Below are 16,169 nucleotides of genomic sequence, written 5' to 3'. Positions count from 1 at the left end.
TAATGAACATCTTGACAGATCTTATTTCTCTTCTTCGTGACGAAGCACCGTTCTTCCTGCACCTGACTGCTGAGCATTTGGTTATCTCGCTCTCAGCCATAGTTATCGCTACCCTTGTAGGGGTGCTATTGGGAATCTTTATCAGCGAGTACCGCAAGTATGCCGTTTGGCTCTTGGGGGCTGTGAATGTGCTCTATACTATCCCCTCTATCGCTTTATTGGGTTTCTTTATCACTATTACGGGGGTAGGGAACCTCACGGCTCTTATTGCTCTAATACTCTATGCTTTACTGCCTATTATCCGCAGTACTTATACGGGTATTACCCAAATCAATCCGCTGATTGTAGAAGCTGCAGAGGCTATGGGCAGTACCCGCAGCCAACTGCTTTGGAAAATCAAACTTCCTTTAGCCCTGCCTGTGCTAATGTCGGGCATTCGCAATATGGTAACGATGACCATTGCGCTGGCAGGGATTGCCTCGTTTGTAGGTGCTGGGGGCTTGGGGGTAGCTATCTACAGAGGTATCACTACCAATAACAGTGCGATGACCCTCATAGGCAGTGTGCTGATTGCGCTCTTGGCTTTAGGTTTTGATTTTCTTTTGGCAAAAGTAGAGCAACGATTGGTGCACCGTGAAGTTGCCTATAAGCGGAATCCGCTAAAGCTGGTAGGGATAGGCATTTTGGCACTGCTCATCACTCTTTTCTTCGTGCTTTCGCCTAAGAAAACAAAAGATATACATATCGCTACCAAACCGATGACTGAGAGCTATTTGCTGGGGCAGATGCTTTCTTTACTTATTGAACAAGACACGGGGCTTTCGGTGCGACTGACCAATGGTGTAGGGGGTGGCACCTCTAACATTCACCCTGCCATAGCGCGTGGAGAGTTTGATATGTACCCCGAGTACACCGGCACCGCGTGGGAAGCAGTACTCAAACGCAAAGACCCTTACAACGAGAAAAAGTTTGCCGAATTAGAAACTGCCTACAAAAAGCAATACGGATTGGAATGGGCAAACTTATACGGCTTTAACAATACCTATGGTTTGGCAGTGAGCAAAGAAATGGCTCAAAAATACCAGCTTAAAACTTTTACTGACTTGGCTAAGGTGAGCGAGCGACTTATCTTTGGGGCTGAATACGACTTCTTTGAGCGAGAAGATGGTTACAAAGCTCTACAAGAGGTATATGGGATACACTTTAGAAAGGTACTCGATATGGACATCGGACTGAAATACCAAGCGATGCGTGATAAAAAGATTGACGTTATGGTGGTTTTCACTACCGATGGACAGCTATCGGTAAGTGAGGTGGTGGTACTGCAAGACGACCGTAATATGTACCCCTCCTATAAAGCAGGCACAGTGGTACGCACCGAGCTACTGACCACCTACCCCACCCTGCGCACTACTTTGGCAAAGCTGAACCTGCTAATAGACGATGCCACGATGGCGCACCTCAACTTCTTAGTAGAAACTGAAAGAAAACGACCTGAAGAAGTTGCTAAGAACTTTCTGCTACAAAAAGGACTTTTAGACCCACAACGATGATTACTTTTTCTCATATACACAAAAATTATAATGGTAAAGAAATTATTGCTAACTTGAATCTGACCATTGAAAGCGGTACTTTCCTGACCATCATAGGCACTTCGGGCTCTGGTAAAACTACTGTGCTGAAGATGATTAACGGGCTGGTATTGCCTGACAAAGGGGAGATACGCATTGACGGCAAGAATATTGCGAACGAAAACCTCATTGCCTTGCGCCGCAACATAGGTTATGTAATTCAAGGTAATATTCTCTTTCCGCACCTGAGCGTGGCAGAGAACATAGCCTACGTGCTTGTGCTAAAGAATTATCCTAAAAGCGACATCAGCCGGATTGTTGCTGAAAAACTACAGTTAGTAAACCTCGCTCCTGAACTGGCTAAGCGTTTTCCGCACGAGCTATCAGGAGGACAACAACAACGAGTGGGGATTGCAAGAGCCTTGGCTGCTAATCCTAACATCATACTAATGGACGAGCCATTTGGAGCGTTAGACAGCATCACCCGCAAGCAGCTACAGCACGAGCTAAAAGCATTGCATCAGCTCTCAGGGGCTACTATCGTATTTGTTACTCACGACATCACCGAAGCCTTAACACTGGGTACCAAAGTATTGGTGTTGGACAAGGGAGTTATTCAGCAATACGACACCCCCGAAATGATTAAAAGCAATCCTGCTAATGAATTTGTAAGACAATTGGCAAATTAGTAATTTATAAAAATGAAAGCTATCGTTATTTACAAAGCTGGCGATGCCCAGCAGTTACAAATAGAAGTGTAAATGCCAAAAAGATTACCCAGTTATTCGGCATATAAAACGGTAAGTTTGGGTTTTAATATTAATTAACTTCCCATCTTTCTTCTTCTAAATTCAACTGTCGGTGGAAATTGCGTATTTGCTCTTCATCAATACGTGGGTTCTTATTCAGTTGTTGCAATATTTCCCGCTGATGATGCAAAATAGCGATGTATTTCTTTCGCTCTTCAGGAGTAGTATTGCTCTTCGACAAATCGAGTTGGTATTGCCATATATCTTTCTGATTCTGTAATAGAAGACTATCGTTTATTCCTTCTTTGTAATGCTTTTGCATATAATCTAAAGCCGCTTGCGCCAAAGATTTACGAATAAGACTTTCTGCTTCAGCTTCAGGAATATGGTCTTCATAATCAGGGAATTTAGCCCATCGGATAAGCGCTGGCAAACTAAGCCCTTGTACGAGTAGGGTTGCCAATATCACTATAAAAGTAATGTAGAGAATCAGGTTGCGATGCGGAAAAGGCTCACCGTTCTCTAAAGTTAGAGGAATAGAAAGGGCTACCGCTAGTGAAAGCACCCCGCGCATTCCTGCCCAACCAAGTACCAAAGGTAACCGAAAGCCAGGGTTCCGCCTGTCGGCTACTGCAATGAAGTGTTTCATTACTTGAGTAATGAGTAAAGCCCCGTATGACGATAGCAGTCGTACCCCTACTACTACCCCTGTGATGAGCAACCCATAATTTGTAGCTATAGCAAGACTTATACCTTCGGCTTCTATACCCTCGAGTACATCAGGCAAAGCAAGACCTATCAGCATAAAGGCAAGACCATTGAGTACAAAGCCTAAAATATCCCATACCGCTACCGCTTTGTTGTATGTGGAGGCAGCAAGAATACTAGTAATGTGGAGCGACATATACATACCCCCAGCCACTACTGCCAACACTCCCGACACTCCCATTTCGTTAGCTACAATATACATTATATAAGGAGTAATAAAGGTAAGGATAATATCCATATTAGCATCGGTAGGGGAAAATTTGTGTAGCTTGCGCATCACCCACGCTACTGCCAAGCCTATAAGCGTTCCGCCAATAGCTACCCAAAGGAAATTTAGCGCTATATCCGTCCATACCAGCTGACCGGTAGTTACTACCAAAGCCGCAAACCTAAAAACTATTAGTGAAGAAGCATCGTTCAGCAAACTTTCACTTTCTATTATTGTGCTGATGCGTTTGGGTACCTTTACAAACTTCATTATCGTTGAAGCACTCACCGCATCGGTAGAGCCTATCACGCCCCCCAAAAGGAAACCTAACGCCAACGAAAACCCAGGGAATACCATATTGGCTACCCACGCCACCGCAGCAGCCGTAATAAAAACTACAATAAAAGCAAAGCTAAAGATAATGCGGCGCCACTTCCACATCTCTTTCAGTGATAGCGAAAAAACATCGGCATACAGAAGAGGCGGTAAGAAAATGATAAGTACCAAATCAGGATTCAGTGTAATGGTTGGGACATTGGGAATAAAGCTAATTGCCAATCCTCCTAACACCAAAAGAATAGGGTACGCCACCTTGAGCCGGTTTGCAAACATTATCAGTAGCATAATAGCCACCATTAGGAGTAATAAGTAAGGGAAATATTGCACCATAGGTCATTAATTATGAGGCGGCAAAAATAGTAAAAAATATTTTTTAATCATAATTGATGACTATTTTTGTATCTTTGCATTAATAAATTAATCCTTATGAAAGCACTTATCATCGGCGCTACAGGCGCTACCGGAAAAGATTTATTGTCGCAACTTTTAGCTGACGACACTTATAGCGAGGTGCATTGCTTCGTGCGTAAGCCTATGAGTATCAGTCACCCCAAGCTACACGCTCACGTGGTTGATTTTGATACCCCTGAGGCGTGGGCAGATTTGGTTCGTGGCGATGTGGCATTCTCTTGCTTGGGAACTACCTTAGCCGTGGCAGGTAGCAAAGATGCTCAATGGCGGGTAGATTATGACTATCAATACGCTTTTGCCCAGCAGTGTAAAGCCAATGGAGTACCTACCTTCGTATTGGTATCGGCAGCAGGGGCTAAGGCGCAGTCTAAACTCTTCTACAATCGTATGAAAGGGGCTTTAGAAGAGGCAGTGAAAAAACTTAGTTTTCCAAGCCTGCTTATCTTCCAGCCCTCTGTACTCATCCGCTCCAACAGCGACAGAGCAGGTGAGAATCTTTCGGTGAAAACTATTAACTTTTTAAACAAATTAGGCATTTTAAAACGTTACCGCCCTATGCCTACCGAAATATTAGCCGAAAAAATGCTATCGGCAGTATACAACTCTCCTAGAGGAACTTTTACCATTGCTTTAAATAAAATTTTCAGTCTTTAATAGGCACGAGCTACAAGCTCGCGCCAGCAGGGGATTGAAATATTTAGGAGGATTACTACAATTTAATGTAAACAATAGTGATGTTAAAAATATAAAAACTCGAAAAATTGATAGAAACAAAGTAAAATGCAAAACATAAATAAATTAAAAACATCTTATTCTCCGTGGAATTTTAGTTTTTGTGATGAAATAGATGGTTTTAAAATAGAATATAAGAATATTATTGAATTTAGTCAGGGTTCTCCTTTGATAGGAAATTTATATGTAAACAATAAAGAATTGTTAAAAAATAAATTTTTTAGTAGTCCATATTTATATTTTGAAAGGTATTTATACATTCCGATGTTTATAAAGCGTTTTTGTTTATCTGGTTTTATTATTACAAAAATAAATTTAGATACATTAGAAATTCATTATATTAGCAAAATAGAAAGTCTAATTTATATAGATTGTATGTATAGTAGTAAATTAATATACTATACAGATATAAATAAAGAGGAGAAAAAAGAGATTTTGTTATAAAGAAAACTAAAAGGAGATAAAGACTTTTGTAATTTCTTATACCAAGGACAATACTATGATATAGAAATAAGTCTCGCTTACAATCACTTTAGGTATTACTCTCCTGAAACAGGTAGCTATATCTCGCAAGACCCTATTGGGCTATTAGGAGGAGTGGCTCTCTATGGATATGTACACGACTCTAATGGTTGGGCACGAGCTACAAGCTCGCGCTAGCGGAGGGGAAAACAATAAAAATATATAAATAATAATTATGGATAGAAAAAAATCAAAGAAAAAATATGTTGAAGATATATTAAAAAAAACAAACTTGGTCTTGACTAATAAAAAAGAAATGCGTTTGTGTGATATTTCTTTAGGTTATAAAGATTCTATAACTTTTCAAGTAGATAATATTTATATGAATTGCTTGAATATCGAATGTTTTTATGGAAATTTTCAAGAATGGAATGACTCTGCCTGTGAATTATTGTTTATAGAAGATAATATTACAAATCATTTTTTAGGAGGACTATTTAAATTAGTCGATAAAAAAAAAGATTTTTTTATTGATTTTTTAGATATTGAAATTGGTAATGTATCAGGATAATGTATCAGATGTGTCTAAAAAAATAAGTATGAAACATTTAACGATTACAATACCAGAAGTACCCTCATTAACAAGTGATGATGAGCGTAAGATTATCAGTTTCTTTAATAAAAAAATTAAAAAACTTAAAAAAGATGATGATTGCCTGTCGTCAACATCTGAAATAATAGAGGGGATTAAGCAGAGAATCCGTAAGAAAATTAAAGAGAATGAAGATGGATATGAAAAAGCAAGTTGTTTGCGGTCTTCCATAGGAATTCATTTGGATACACTGCCCAAGCACTTGTTGCTTAATGGAGATAAAGAGGCGTGGCTATACTTTACTAAAAATTTGCTTTGGCAGGAGAAAATTATTGTCGAATTATTCAGCTTGCCTCAAATTCCTGATCGGTATAGTGTAATAGCACCCTCAAGTAAGGGTTTAGGCGGCTTATTGGCACTTTCCACTATTTGGGGCAAAGAGGAAATGAGTTCTGTTTTTAGAAAATATATAGATTTGTATTTCAGTGATTATAAAAATAGTTATAAGAATGGAGAACAGCATCATTTATTTGTATTTACCCTATATGATTTACTTAAAACAAAACAACTAAATGAAGATTTCCTAACAATGTTGCCTGAAGACACTATTTATAAAAAATTCCTATCGGTATGGGATACCAAAGACTTAGAAATTTTAGGTAAGGTTCTATATGAAATTTGCAATCAACATATTTTTAGTGCAATGCATACAGCTGCTAAGTTCAGTGAAATCTTTAATTTTGCTTTTATTCCTTATGAAATAAAACTTATTGAATTATTACGCAGGCAAGAACAACTTGAAACCCCTATCGTTAATCATCCCTTACTAAACACACCCCTTGCCGAAATACCTTTAGAAGTCCCTTTTTGGAATGTACAGCAAGATGAGGTATTAAAAATGTTGGATAGATAGGTAATGTATCAGACGTGTTGTTAAAGTTTCAATACTTTATTAATCAGTATAATACAAAAAATATCTTTCCTTTACCCACCATAGAAATAAGCGTTTTTTAAGCCTATAATGCGCTCTAAATAGTGCGAGGGGAATTGGCGAATTATGAATTGTGAATTTTGAATTGGGCACGAGCTACAAGCTCGCGCCAGCGGGGGGTAATATATCATACTAACTCCAAAGAATTAAGAGATCATTATATAAAGATTTTTGAAGAAGCAGGAATTACTAATTTTCAATTTAAAATAACAAAATAGTATGAATGACTATGTAAAAATATCAGGTTTTGAAAAGATTGAAGGTGTAGAAATACTATATTTACAAAAAACAGAGAAGTATGATTTTTTCAAAATAGTAAATGCACAAAAGCCTTTATTAGCGACAAAAGGGGGAGTCGTTGAAGATGGCTGTTTCATAATAACACCTGAAGGAGATATGTTTTTCTCTGTCCAATATCATTTGGATATAGAAGGATGGCGAAACCAACTAAAAAGAAGTGCTGAATTATTACATATATTGGTAGGCTGGATTGATAAGGAGTCTTTTATTCTATCAGATGGACGTTCTTACCTTCTAAGAGAGTGTGAGGTAACAACTGATTTTAAAAATCACCATAAAGGGTAATGTATCAGATATGTTGTTAAAATTACAACAACTTACTAATCAGCATAATACAAAAGAACTAAACTTTAATTTTCCTTTACCCATCAGAGATAAGCGTTTTTCAAGCCTATAAAGCGCTCTAAATAGTGCGAGGGGAATTGTGAATTTTGAATTCTGAATTTTGAATTGGGCACGAGCTACAAGCTCGCGCCAGCGGGGGATATGAGCCACACAGGCGATTATGCGACTTGTAGGACGAGTGGGACAAGTAGGATGGGGAGAGAATTGTGAATTGGGCACAAGCTGCAAGCTTGCGCCAGCGGGGGGTAGTGATGGAAGAGTTTATTATACTAATTCTCATTATAAAAATTTCATAAGAATAAGATAATGAATACCGAAAAGAAAGAAGTTTTTGAAGAAAATAAAGAGTATGTGGCTATTATAAATTCAGGAAAATGTAAAACTCCATTAGGATTTAGGAAAGCATTAGTAGACGCATTTTATTTGCCAGAGATTGCATGTGAAAATATTAACGATATCAATTGCTATATATTTTCATCTTGGCTTGGTTATAGAAAAATAAGAATGATATTTAATAATAGTGGAGCTTTAAAAAAACATACTATTTATATGAAAATACAGGAAATACTAGAATTGTGGAAAATAGATTGGGAATCAAAGGACAGTAATAATAAACTTACCATTGAATTCAAATAGTTTGGTAATGTGATAATGGGTAATGTTTTAAATATTTTGTTAAAATTTTATTTCATTAACAATCAATACAATACAAAAGAACTGCCCTACTATTTCCTTTTACCCACCATAGAGAAAAGAGTTTTTCAAGCCTATAAAGCGCTCTAAATAGTGCGAGGGGAATTTGAATTTTGAATTGTGAATTATGAATTTTGAATTGGGCATAAGCTGCAAGCTTGCGCCAGCAGGGGGTGTGAGCCACACAGGCGATTATGGGACTTGTAGGACGAGTGGGACAAGTAGGATGGGGAGAGAATTGTGAATTGGGCACGAGCTACAAGCTCGCGCCAGCGGGGAATTCTGAATTTTGAATTGGGCACGAGCTACAAGCTCGCGCCAGCGGGGGGAAAAAGAAGATGGAAGTTTTAAAAAACGAGATGTTTTAAAAGGTTAAAAAATATTATGAGAAAAAATAGTATAATAATCATAGCATGTATTTTTTCTATATTTTTATTTTATATCAAAAATACAGATTATGTAAAAAAGATATATAATAATATGAATAATAACTATGAATGGCTGATATTAACATCAGCAGATGAAGGGTATCCTATGAGAATATTAGATGGAGGATTTATATGTAGAAAAGGTATTTTTTTTTCTATCCCCACTGTACAACAAGATTTGACACATTCTTTATTTAGAGATTCTGGTTTAATGATAGTAGGAGATAATTTTCGCCCAATACCTCATAAGATGGAAATTAAGTGGTTTTCCTATGTGGAAAATAAATTCTTTAAAGGTGAATTTGATTTAGATCATAAGTATATTGAAGCCCTTTTTAAACAAAAAGTTATATACAAAAAAGGGGGAGGTGATTTTAAATTAGTGCTTATTCCAGGTGGAAAAGTAATGTTATATTTAACTGGTGAGAATACCTTTTTATTAGGCATTTATCAAGCACAAGAATACATTGTCATAGGAAATGAAAATTATTATAAAGAAATGTTTTTTCATATAGATACATTAACACGTGAACAGGATGTTCAAATTTTTCAAAAAGATCTTCCCCAACAAACATTAAATGAAATAAATAATAATACTATTCCCACTGATATTTGGGATAAAATTAGTGTGAAATATCCTTGGCGCTTTACATTTCATTTAGTAGATAGAGATGATTATCCTGAAAAAATAGTTGGAGAAGAAGAGAATCACGTTGTGTTTATCAATGCTGAGAAGAGGTTAAAACTTAATGAAGTGAATTATTTTATTACACCTGAACCTAAGCCTATTCCTATTGAATTGGCAACTACTTTTGATGCTCCTGGAGGGAGGTATGAGTTTAGGATATTTCCAGGTAATGTAGGTGGTAAGGAGTTTTCTGTTTTACCTTATGACCAATATCGCAAACGAGAGCAACAACTTGTAAAGATTTTTAAGGAGTTTTATGAAAGGATAGGAAAACAACCCTTTGATCTACATTTAGAAATAGATAAAAAGTTTGAAAATCCTAAGCTATATCTAAAAAAAGATGATATAATGCAGGAAATCCCCAATGTAGAGTTTGAGCTATTTAATAGTACATTTGACATTCAATTATATCCAAAAGAGTAATCTATGAAAGGCACTTACTACAAAACCCCAATAGACTTCAAAGCGTTGATGGAGAAACGTGACCTTGCCAAGACCATCTTAGAAACCTCCATTGACCAGCAACTCTTCCTACTGGCTACCACAGCTTGGGGAGAGTGTAAGTTTGATGAAGGCTTCGGCACGGGCTTTTGGGAAGCAGACTTTGATATGCTTAAAAGTGATGCCAACCTAAAACTCTTGGTAAAAGAGAGCTTGAAAGAAGCTATACAGCGACACGAAAAACGCTTATTTATAGAAGAGGTTGAAGTAGAGGTAACCAATCAAAACCTGAGTACCTTAGAAAAGACCCGTACAAAGAAGAAAGTAATAATCTATATCAAAGGATTTATAAGAGAGACTAACAACCCTTATGAGTATAGGATGCATTTGTTTATAGCACCTTTGTCTTATTAATAAACACATCTAAAAATGAATTAAAGATGAATCAAGATAGAATAAGAGATCGCATATTAAGACGTGCTTCACGTATGTGGGGCTATAATGAGAGCGAAACAGAGAACACAAGCTCGCGCCAGCGGGGGTTAGGGAAATTAGCAAATTTGTGAATTAGTAAATGAGAGAATTAGGCGTTAGCAAGGGTGTAAGCTAACGCCTAAAGACTTTTGACTAAGGGTTAAAAATATAGCTTTTTAGTGCTTCTACGTATTGTTCAAAGGCTGAAAGTCCTTGTGGGGTGAGTTGTACTTGGGTGTTGGGATAGTTGTCTTTGAACGTTTTTTTGACACTCACATAGCCTGCGGCTTCTAATTTCTGAATTTGTACCGAAATATTGCCCGATGTGGCTTTGGTAACTTCTTTGATACGGGCAAAATCGGCTTTTTCTTCTGAAACTAATAGCGAAATGATAGCTAAACGCAATTGCGAATGCAAAATGGGATTTAAATCAGCAAACATTACTTCTCTTTTTATATTCGTTATGAAATTGAATACCAGGTACTAAGAACAATAGGGCTGCTAATACTACACATACCAAAGGCAAATAGATTTCATAACTAAATGGTACAAATATAGCTGCATAAATTAACAACAAAGCTACTAAGGATGTGGCTATCCAGAGTTTCATTTTCATTTGCAGTGCCATTGCTAAAGCTACAAAAGCAAATGGCAAATAAATGACCAAAATCGCTATTTGAAATTTGCCAAAAGGACTTAAAGGTACTAGAAAAGCAAAAATTGCATTAATGCCTGCTACTGCCCATATCCAATCTAACCAATCGGCGTAATTTTTTTGTGTAACAACTTTCTTTTCTTTGTACTTGATGATGAGGTTCACCACAAAGCCAAGAGGCATCACTACTCCCCATACCCAACCTGATTGTTTGGGATAATAGTTGGCAATGAGCATTGCAAACTGCACTGTGCCTGCAAGCATAATGAGCACACTCCAAAAGATGAGGAAAAAACCATTTTCTTCGTACTTTTGTTTTCGTTGATTGATGACAGATTGAATGATTTTCAAGCTGTCGGCTACTTGTAATTCCATAGTTTTAAAATATTTAATGTTATAAATTCGCTGCAAAGATAAGGTAGTTTATTTTATAAACCAAATTTTTAGGGAACTTTTTTTAGCAAAAAGTTTAATAGGTTTGGTAATTATCAGATTTTTAGTATCTTTGCAGTGGTAATTGATATGTTCTTTACATTGCAAAAAGGGTATTTAATGAACCTTTAGCAGAGTTATTAATAACTAAAGACTGAGATATGGCAGACGATAAAAAGATTATTTTTTCGATGAATAAGGTAAGTAAAACCTATTCATCTACTAACAAACAAGTTCTTAAAGATATTTACCTGAGTTTCTTTTATGGGGCTAAGATTGGTATATTGGGTCTTAACGGCTCGGGGAAATCTTCGTTGCTAAAAATTATAGCGGGGATTGATAAGAACTACCAAGGGGAAGTGGTTTTTGCTCCCAACTACACGGTTGGCTATTTGGAGCAGGAGCCGCAATTGGACGATAATAAGACTGTAATAGAGGTAGTGCGCGAAGGGGCTGCTGAAACGGTAAAACTATTGGAAGAGTTTAACCATATCAACGACCTTTTTGGCTTGGAAGAAAACTATTCTGACCCTGACAAGATGCAAAAGCTGATGGACAAGCAAGCTGAGCTACAGGACAAGATTGACGCTTTGAACGCTTGGGACTTAGACAATCAGCTGGAAGTGGCTATGGATGCCCTCCGTACGCCCGACCCTGATACGCCTATCAAAGTACTTTCGGGAGGGGAACGCCGCCGTGTAGCATTATGCCGCTTGCTCTTGCAACAGCCTGATGTACTGCTCTTGGACGAGCCTACGAACCACCTTGATGCCGAATCGGTATTGTGGCTGGAACAGCACCTACAGCAGTATGCCGGCACGGTGATAGCTGTAACCCACGACCGTTATTTTTTGGATAATGTAGCGGGCTGGATATTGGAGCTTGACCGTGGTGAGGGCATTCCGTGGAAAGGTAACTACTCTTCTTGGCTAGACCAAAAAGCTAAACGCCTTGCCCAAGAACAGAAAACCGAAAGCAAACGCCAAAAGGTATTGGAGCGCGAGCTGGAATGGGTGCGCCAAGGCGCCAAAGGGCGACAAGCGAAGCAAAAAGCGCGTTTGCAAAACTACGACCGCTTGCTTAATGAAGACCAAAAGCAATTGGAAGAAAAACTTGAAATATACATTCCTAACGGGCCTCGCTTGGGTACTAATGTAATAGAGGCGCGCCACGTAGCCAAAGCCTTTGGCGATAAGCTATTGTATGACGACCTTAACTTTGTATTGCCACAGGCGGGCATTGTGGGGGTAATAGGTCCTAATGGGGCTGGTAAATCTACCATTTTCCGTATGATTATGGGAGAAGAGCAGCCTGATAGTGGTGAATTTTTAGTAGGCGAGACGGTAAAAATAGCTTATGTAGACCAAACCCACAAGCAAATAGACCCTGAAAAATCTATTTGGGAGAACTTCTCGGGCGGACAAGACCTTATAATGATGGGGGGCAGGCAGGTGAACTCACGCGCTTACCTAAGTCGTTTTAACTTTGGCGGTAGTGAGCAGAACAAAAAAGTGGCGACCCTCTCTGGAGGTGAACGCAACCGGTTGCACCTTGCAATGACCCTAAAAGAAGAAGGCAACGTATTGCTGTTGGACGAGCCTACCAACGATTTGGACGTGAATACCCTCCGCGCCTTAGAAGAAGGTTTGGAAAACTTTGCCGGCTGTGCGGTAGTCATCTCGCACGACCGCTGGTTTTTAGACCGTATTTGTACCCACATTTTAGCTTTTGAGGGCGACTCGCAAGTGTATTTCTTTGAAGGTAGCTTCTCGGAATACGAAGAGAACAAGAAAAAACGCCTTGGCAAAGAGGTTACCCCTACAAGAATTAAATATAAGAAATTAGTGAGGTAGTGGGAAGGTAGTGAAATGGCAAAAAAGTATTATGTAGTGTGGGAAGGACACGAAACGGGTGTTTTTAGCTCGTGGGATAAGTGCAAAAAGGCGGTTCACGGTTATCATCAGGCTAAATTTAAGAGTTTTGAGAGCTTGGCGATGGCAGAAAAAGCTTTTGGAGAGAGTTTTGAACTATACAAAGGCAAGAAAAGTACCACCTCCCCTACTCTATCGGCTTTGGAATTACAGCGCATTGGCAAACCGATACTGCCTTCGATAGCTGTGGATGCAGCTTGTAGTGGCAACCCTGGTGTAATGGAATACAGAGGGGTGGATACGGAAACTAAAGCTGAAATTTTCAGACTCAAACCTCTGAAAGATGGTACTAATAACATAGGTGAGTTTTTGGCTATTGTACACGCCTTAGCTTTTATGGAACAACGGAACTTGAACCTACCGATTTATTCGGATAGCCAAATAGCGATAAACTGGGTGCGGCAAAAAGTGTGTAAAACTAAAGTGTCACAAACCGCCCATAATGAAAAAATCTTTGAGCTGATAGCTCGTGCTGAAAACTGGTTGCACAGCCATAGCTATACGAACCTTATTTTGAAATGGGAAACCCAAGCGTGGGGAGAAAACCCCGCTGACTTTGGACGTAAAGACAAATAATAATGACGGATATTACCCTGAAAGTACAAGCTACCACAAGTACTGATATTATAAAACTTGAAGCTAACAAAGCGTTGGTGAAAGGGAGTTATGAGTTTAAAAACGTGGATGAGGCTAAAAATGCACCTCTGGCAAAGGAGCTTTTTTACTTGCCTTTTGTAAAGACGGTTTATATATCGAGTAATTTTATTGCATTGAAACGCTTCCCGATAGTGGAATGGAAGGATGTGCAGGAAGAGGTAGCGCAACAGGTACTATTGTATTTACAATCGGGAAGAGAAATACTATTGGGTGAGGCGGGGAAACCTGCTAATGAGGTGGTAACTATCTATACCGAAACTACTCCAAACCCTGCGGTAATGAAATTTGTAGCTAATAAGCGTTTAGTACCTACTATTATAGAGTACAAATCGGCAGAGGAGGCGGAAAAAGCGCCTTTGGCGAAGCTACTTTTTGATAATTATAGCTTTGTAGAAGAGGTATTTTTTGACAATAATTATATTTCGGTTACTAAAAGCGAATCAGCTGATTGGGAAGAGGTTACGGGCAAGCTGCGGGAGTTTATCAGGCAGTATTTGAGTGAGGGAAGGACGCTTATAGACAGTGAAGAGGTGCGCAAGCACCAAGAGGCTGCACAAGCTAAATTACTATCGATGGTAACAACAGATAGTGTATCGCAACAAATAGTGGCTATACTTGATGAATATGTGCGCCCCGCAGTAGCAAGTGATGGAGGGAATATACAATTTATTTCGTACTGTGCCGAAACACATCACGTAGCGGTATTATTGCAAGGAGCGTGTAGTGGCTGTCCGTCATCGGTACAGACGCTCAAAAAGGGTATTGAGGTGATTTTGAAAGATAAATTGGGAAATCCATCTATAAATGTAGAAGCTATTTGATAAAATATTTTTTTATTAAAATATTTTTATTATCTTTGCAGCGTTTTTTTATGAAAAATGGCAATATCACTTATTCAGAAGTATAATGTAGCGGGACCTCGCTATACGAGTTATCCTACAGTTCCTTATTGGGATAACGAGACATTCTCGGTAGCGAAATGGTTGGATAGCTTGGCAAAGTCGTACGGGGAAAGCAATGAAAATGAAGGTATTAGCTTGTATATACACTTGCCTTTCTGTGAAAGTTTATGTACCTTTTGCGGTTGCCACAAACGCATTACCAAGCGGCACGAAATGGAAGCACCTTATATAGATGCGGTACTAAAAGAGTGGCAGTTATATACAGATTTTTTGGCAATACGCCCCATAATAAAAGAAATACACTTGGGTGGTGGAACTCCTACCTTTTTTAAGCCCAGTGAACTTAAACGACTCATAGAAGGTATTTTGGAGCGCGCTGACAGAGCTACTCATTATGAATTTAGCTTTGAAGGACACCCTAATAATACTTCGGAAGCGCACTTGCAACAGCTTTACGACTTAGGCTTTAGGAGAGTGAGCTATGGCGTACAAGATTATTCGGAAAAGGTACAAAAGGCAATACACCGCTTGCAACCTTTTGAGAATGTAAAACGCGTAACGGAGCAAGCTCGTGCAATAGGATACGAATCGGTGAGCCACGACTTGGTATTTGGATTGCCTTTTCAGACATTGGAGGATGTGCTTTTTACAATTGATAAAAGCAATAGTTTGCGTCCTGATCGTATTGCTTTTTACAGCTATGCGCACGTGCCTTGGATAAAGGGTAATGGGCAGCGTGGTTTTAAAGATGAAGATGTACCTACGGGTGATGTAAAGCGACAGCTATACGAGGTGGGCAAACAGCACTTGCTGAAAGTGGGTTATGAGGAAATAGGAATGGATCACTTTGCTTTGCCTACTGATAGTATGTATAAAGCCTTTGAACAGCACCTGTTACACCGCAATTTTATGGGCTATACGGCTTCTAAAACACAGGTGATGATAGGATTGGGGATGTCGGCAATTAGTGATAGCTGGTATGGTTTTGCTCAAAACGAAAAGGAATTGGATGATTACTATGCGCGAATAGCTGCGAATGAGATACCTGTATGCAAAGGGCATATTTTGAACGAAGAGGATTTAATCATCAGACGGCATATACTGAACTTGATGTGCAACTTTAGCACTTCGTGGAAGGATAGCAAACTTGCCTTTGAAGGGGTAGATGAAGTAGTAGCGAACTTGAAAGAAATGGAAAATGACGGATTGCTGCATATAACACCACAGCAAATAAATGTTACGGATGCAGGGAAGCCATTTATTAGAAATATTTGTATGGCATTTGATATGCGATTACAGCGCAAAATGCCCGACACAAAAATATTCAGTATGACGGTGTAGTAATACTGAAAAAAGATAGTGATTGAGTTTTTTAGTTAGTGATTGAAAAGGGACAGTTG

General features: G+C 38.7%; 18 protein-coding genes and 1 pseudogene. 16 read left to right on the top strand and 3 right to left on the bottom strand.

Annotated elements, in window-relative coordinates; all coding sequences use genetic code 11:
- The first annotated feature begins 2 nt into the window (after positions 1-2).
- Positions 3-1,553, top strand: a complete 1,551-nt coding sequence (locus tag J4N46_RS02730; RefSeq protein WP_394369218.1) for an ABC transporter permease/substrate-binding protein — start codon at positions 3-5, stop codon at positions 1,551-1,553.
- A complete protein-coding gene (locus J4N46_RS02725; protein ID WP_208058071.1) occupies positions 1,550-2,260 on the top strand; it encodes an ABC transporter ATP-binding protein in 711 nt (236 codons plus the stop codon). Before J4N46_RS02730 ends, J4N46_RS02725 begins: the two co-directional genes overlap by 4 nt.
- 130 nt (positions 2,261-2,390) lie before the next feature.
- Here J4N46_RS02725 and J4N46_RS02720 read toward each other — a convergent pair whose 3' ends face one another.
- Entirely contained in the window at positions 2,391-3,965 is a 1,575-nt protein-coding gene (locus J4N46_RS02720; protein WP_208058070.1) for a Na+/H+ antiporter, read from the bottom strand.
- Between the two features lie 96 nt (positions 3,966-4,061).
- On the opposite strand from J4N46_RS02720, the gene J4N46_RS02715 reads away from it, so the two are divergent.
- The 10 genes and pseudogenes from J4N46_RS02715 (at position 4,062) to J4N46_RS12830 (ending at position 10,284) form a co-directional block, all read left to right on the top strand.
- Entirely contained in the window at positions 4,062-4,700 is a 639-nt protein-coding gene (locus J4N46_RS02715; protein WP_208058069.1) for an NAD(P)H-binding protein, read from the top strand.
- A gap of 126 nt (positions 4,701-4,826) precedes the next feature.
- Positions 4,827-5,222: a hypothetical protein gene (locus tag J4N46_RS02710; RefSeq protein WP_208058068.1), complete on the top strand. Its 396-nt coding sequence runs from the start codon at positions 4,827-4,829 to the stop codon at positions 5,220-5,222.
- A gap of 39 nt (positions 5,223-5,261) precedes the next feature.
- Positions 5,262-5,438, top strand: a pseudogene (locus tag J4N46_RS02705) (RHS repeat-associated core domain-containing protein); the annotation flags it as partial.
- A 37-nt stretch (positions 5,439-5,475) separates the two neighbouring features.
- Positions 5,476-5,811, top strand: coding sequence for a hypothetical protein (locus tag J4N46_RS02700; protein ID WP_208058067.1), 336 nt, complete (start codon positions 5,476-5,478; stop codon positions 5,809-5,811).
- A gap of 28 nt (positions 5,812-5,839) precedes the next feature.
- On the top strand, positions 5,840-6,745 hold the full coding sequence (locus J4N46_RS02695) for a hypothetical protein (protein WP_208058066.1): 906 nt from the start codon (positions 5,840-5,842) through the stop codon (positions 6,743-6,745).
- 297 nt (positions 6,746-7,042) lie between these two features.
- Positions 7,043-7,408 (top strand): hypothetical protein, encoded by a 366-nt coding sequence (locus J4N46_RS02690; RefSeq protein WP_009415478.1) that lies wholly within the window; start codon positions 7,043-7,045, stop codon positions 7,406-7,408.
- 366 nt (positions 7,409-7,774) lie between these two features.
- Positions 7,775-8,104, top strand: coding sequence for a hypothetical protein (locus J4N46_RS02685; RefSeq protein WP_208058065.1), 330 nt, complete (start codon positions 7,775-7,777; stop codon positions 8,102-8,104).
- Between the two features lie 537 nt (positions 8,105-8,641).
- Positions 8,642-9,700 carry a DUF2931 family protein gene (locus tag J4N46_RS02680; RefSeq protein ID WP_208058064.1) on the top strand — a complete coding sequence of 353 codons (1,059 nt, stop codon included), beginning with the start codon at positions 8,642-8,644 and terminating at the stop codon, positions 9,698-9,700.
- A gap of 3 nt (positions 9,701-9,703) precedes the next feature.
- A complete protein-coding gene (locus tag J4N46_RS02675; RefSeq protein WP_208058063.1) occupies positions 9,704-10,132 on the top strand; it encodes a GPW/gp25 family protein in 429 nt (142 codons plus the stop codon).
- Between the two features lie 26 nt (positions 10,133-10,158).
- Complete coding sequence (locus J4N46_RS12830; RefSeq protein ID WP_009416766.1) at positions 10,159-10,284, top strand: hypothetical protein; 126 nt, start codon at positions 10,159-10,161, stop codon at positions 10,282-10,284.
- Positions 10,285-10,345: 61 nt separating this feature from the next.
- Here the strand turns inward: J4N46_RS12830 and J4N46_RS02670 are convergent, their stop codons facing one another.
- Together J4N46_RS02670 and J4N46_RS02665 are read right to left on the bottom strand one after the other, a co-directional pair.
- Complete coding sequence (locus tag J4N46_RS02670; protein ID WP_009416767.1) at positions 10,346-10,633, bottom strand: winged helix-turn-helix domain-containing protein; 288 nt, start codon at positions 10,631-10,633, stop codon at positions 10,346-10,348.
- Complete coding sequence (locus tag J4N46_RS02665; RefSeq protein WP_208058062.1) at positions 10,623-11,222, bottom strand: hypothetical protein; 600 nt, start codon at positions 11,220-11,222, stop codon at positions 10,623-10,625. Before J4N46_RS02665 ends, J4N46_RS02670 begins: the two co-directional genes overlap by 11 nt.
- 218 nt (positions 11,223-11,440) lie before the next feature.
- On the opposite strand from J4N46_RS02665, the gene ettA reads away from it, so the two are divergent.
- Genes ettA through hemN form a run of 4 tightly spaced genes read left to right on the top strand, consistent with a single transcriptional unit; the run spans position 11,441 to position 16,110 of the window.
- Positions 11,441-13,132, top strand: coding sequence for an energy-dependent translational throttle protein EttA (gene ettA / locus J4N46_RS02660; RefSeq protein ID WP_208058061.1), 1,692 nt, complete (start codon positions 11,441-11,443; stop codon positions 13,130-13,132).
- A 15-nt stretch (positions 13,133-13,147) separates the two neighbouring features.
- On the top strand, positions 13,148-13,786 hold the full coding sequence (locus tag J4N46_RS02655) for a ribonuclease H1 domain-containing protein (protein WP_208058060.1): 639 nt from the start codon (positions 13,148-13,150) through the stop codon (positions 13,784-13,786).
- Positions 13,787-13,788: 2 nt separating this feature from the next.
- Positions 13,789-14,688, top strand: a complete 900-nt coding sequence (locus J4N46_RS02650; RefSeq protein ID WP_208058059.1) for a NifU family protein — start codon at positions 13,789-13,791, stop codon at positions 14,686-14,688.
- A gap of 57 nt (positions 14,689-14,745) precedes the next feature.
- Positions 14,746-16,110 (top strand): oxygen-independent coproporphyrinogen III oxidase, encoded by a 1,365-nt coding sequence (gene hemN / locus J4N46_RS02645; protein WP_208058058.1) that lies wholly within the window; start codon positions 14,746-14,748, stop codon positions 16,108-16,110.
- The last annotated feature ends 59 nt before the right edge of the window (positions 16,111-16,169 follow it).

The organism is Capnocytophaga bilenii (genome assembly GCF_017565765.1).
Lineage (GTDB): Bacteria > Bacteroidota > Bacteroidia > Flavobacteriales > Flavobacteriaceae > Capnocytophaga > Capnocytophaga bilenii.
The sequence above is the reverse complement of the archived record's forward strand: the minus strand, read 5'-3'. Positions and strand labels throughout refer to the sequence as shown.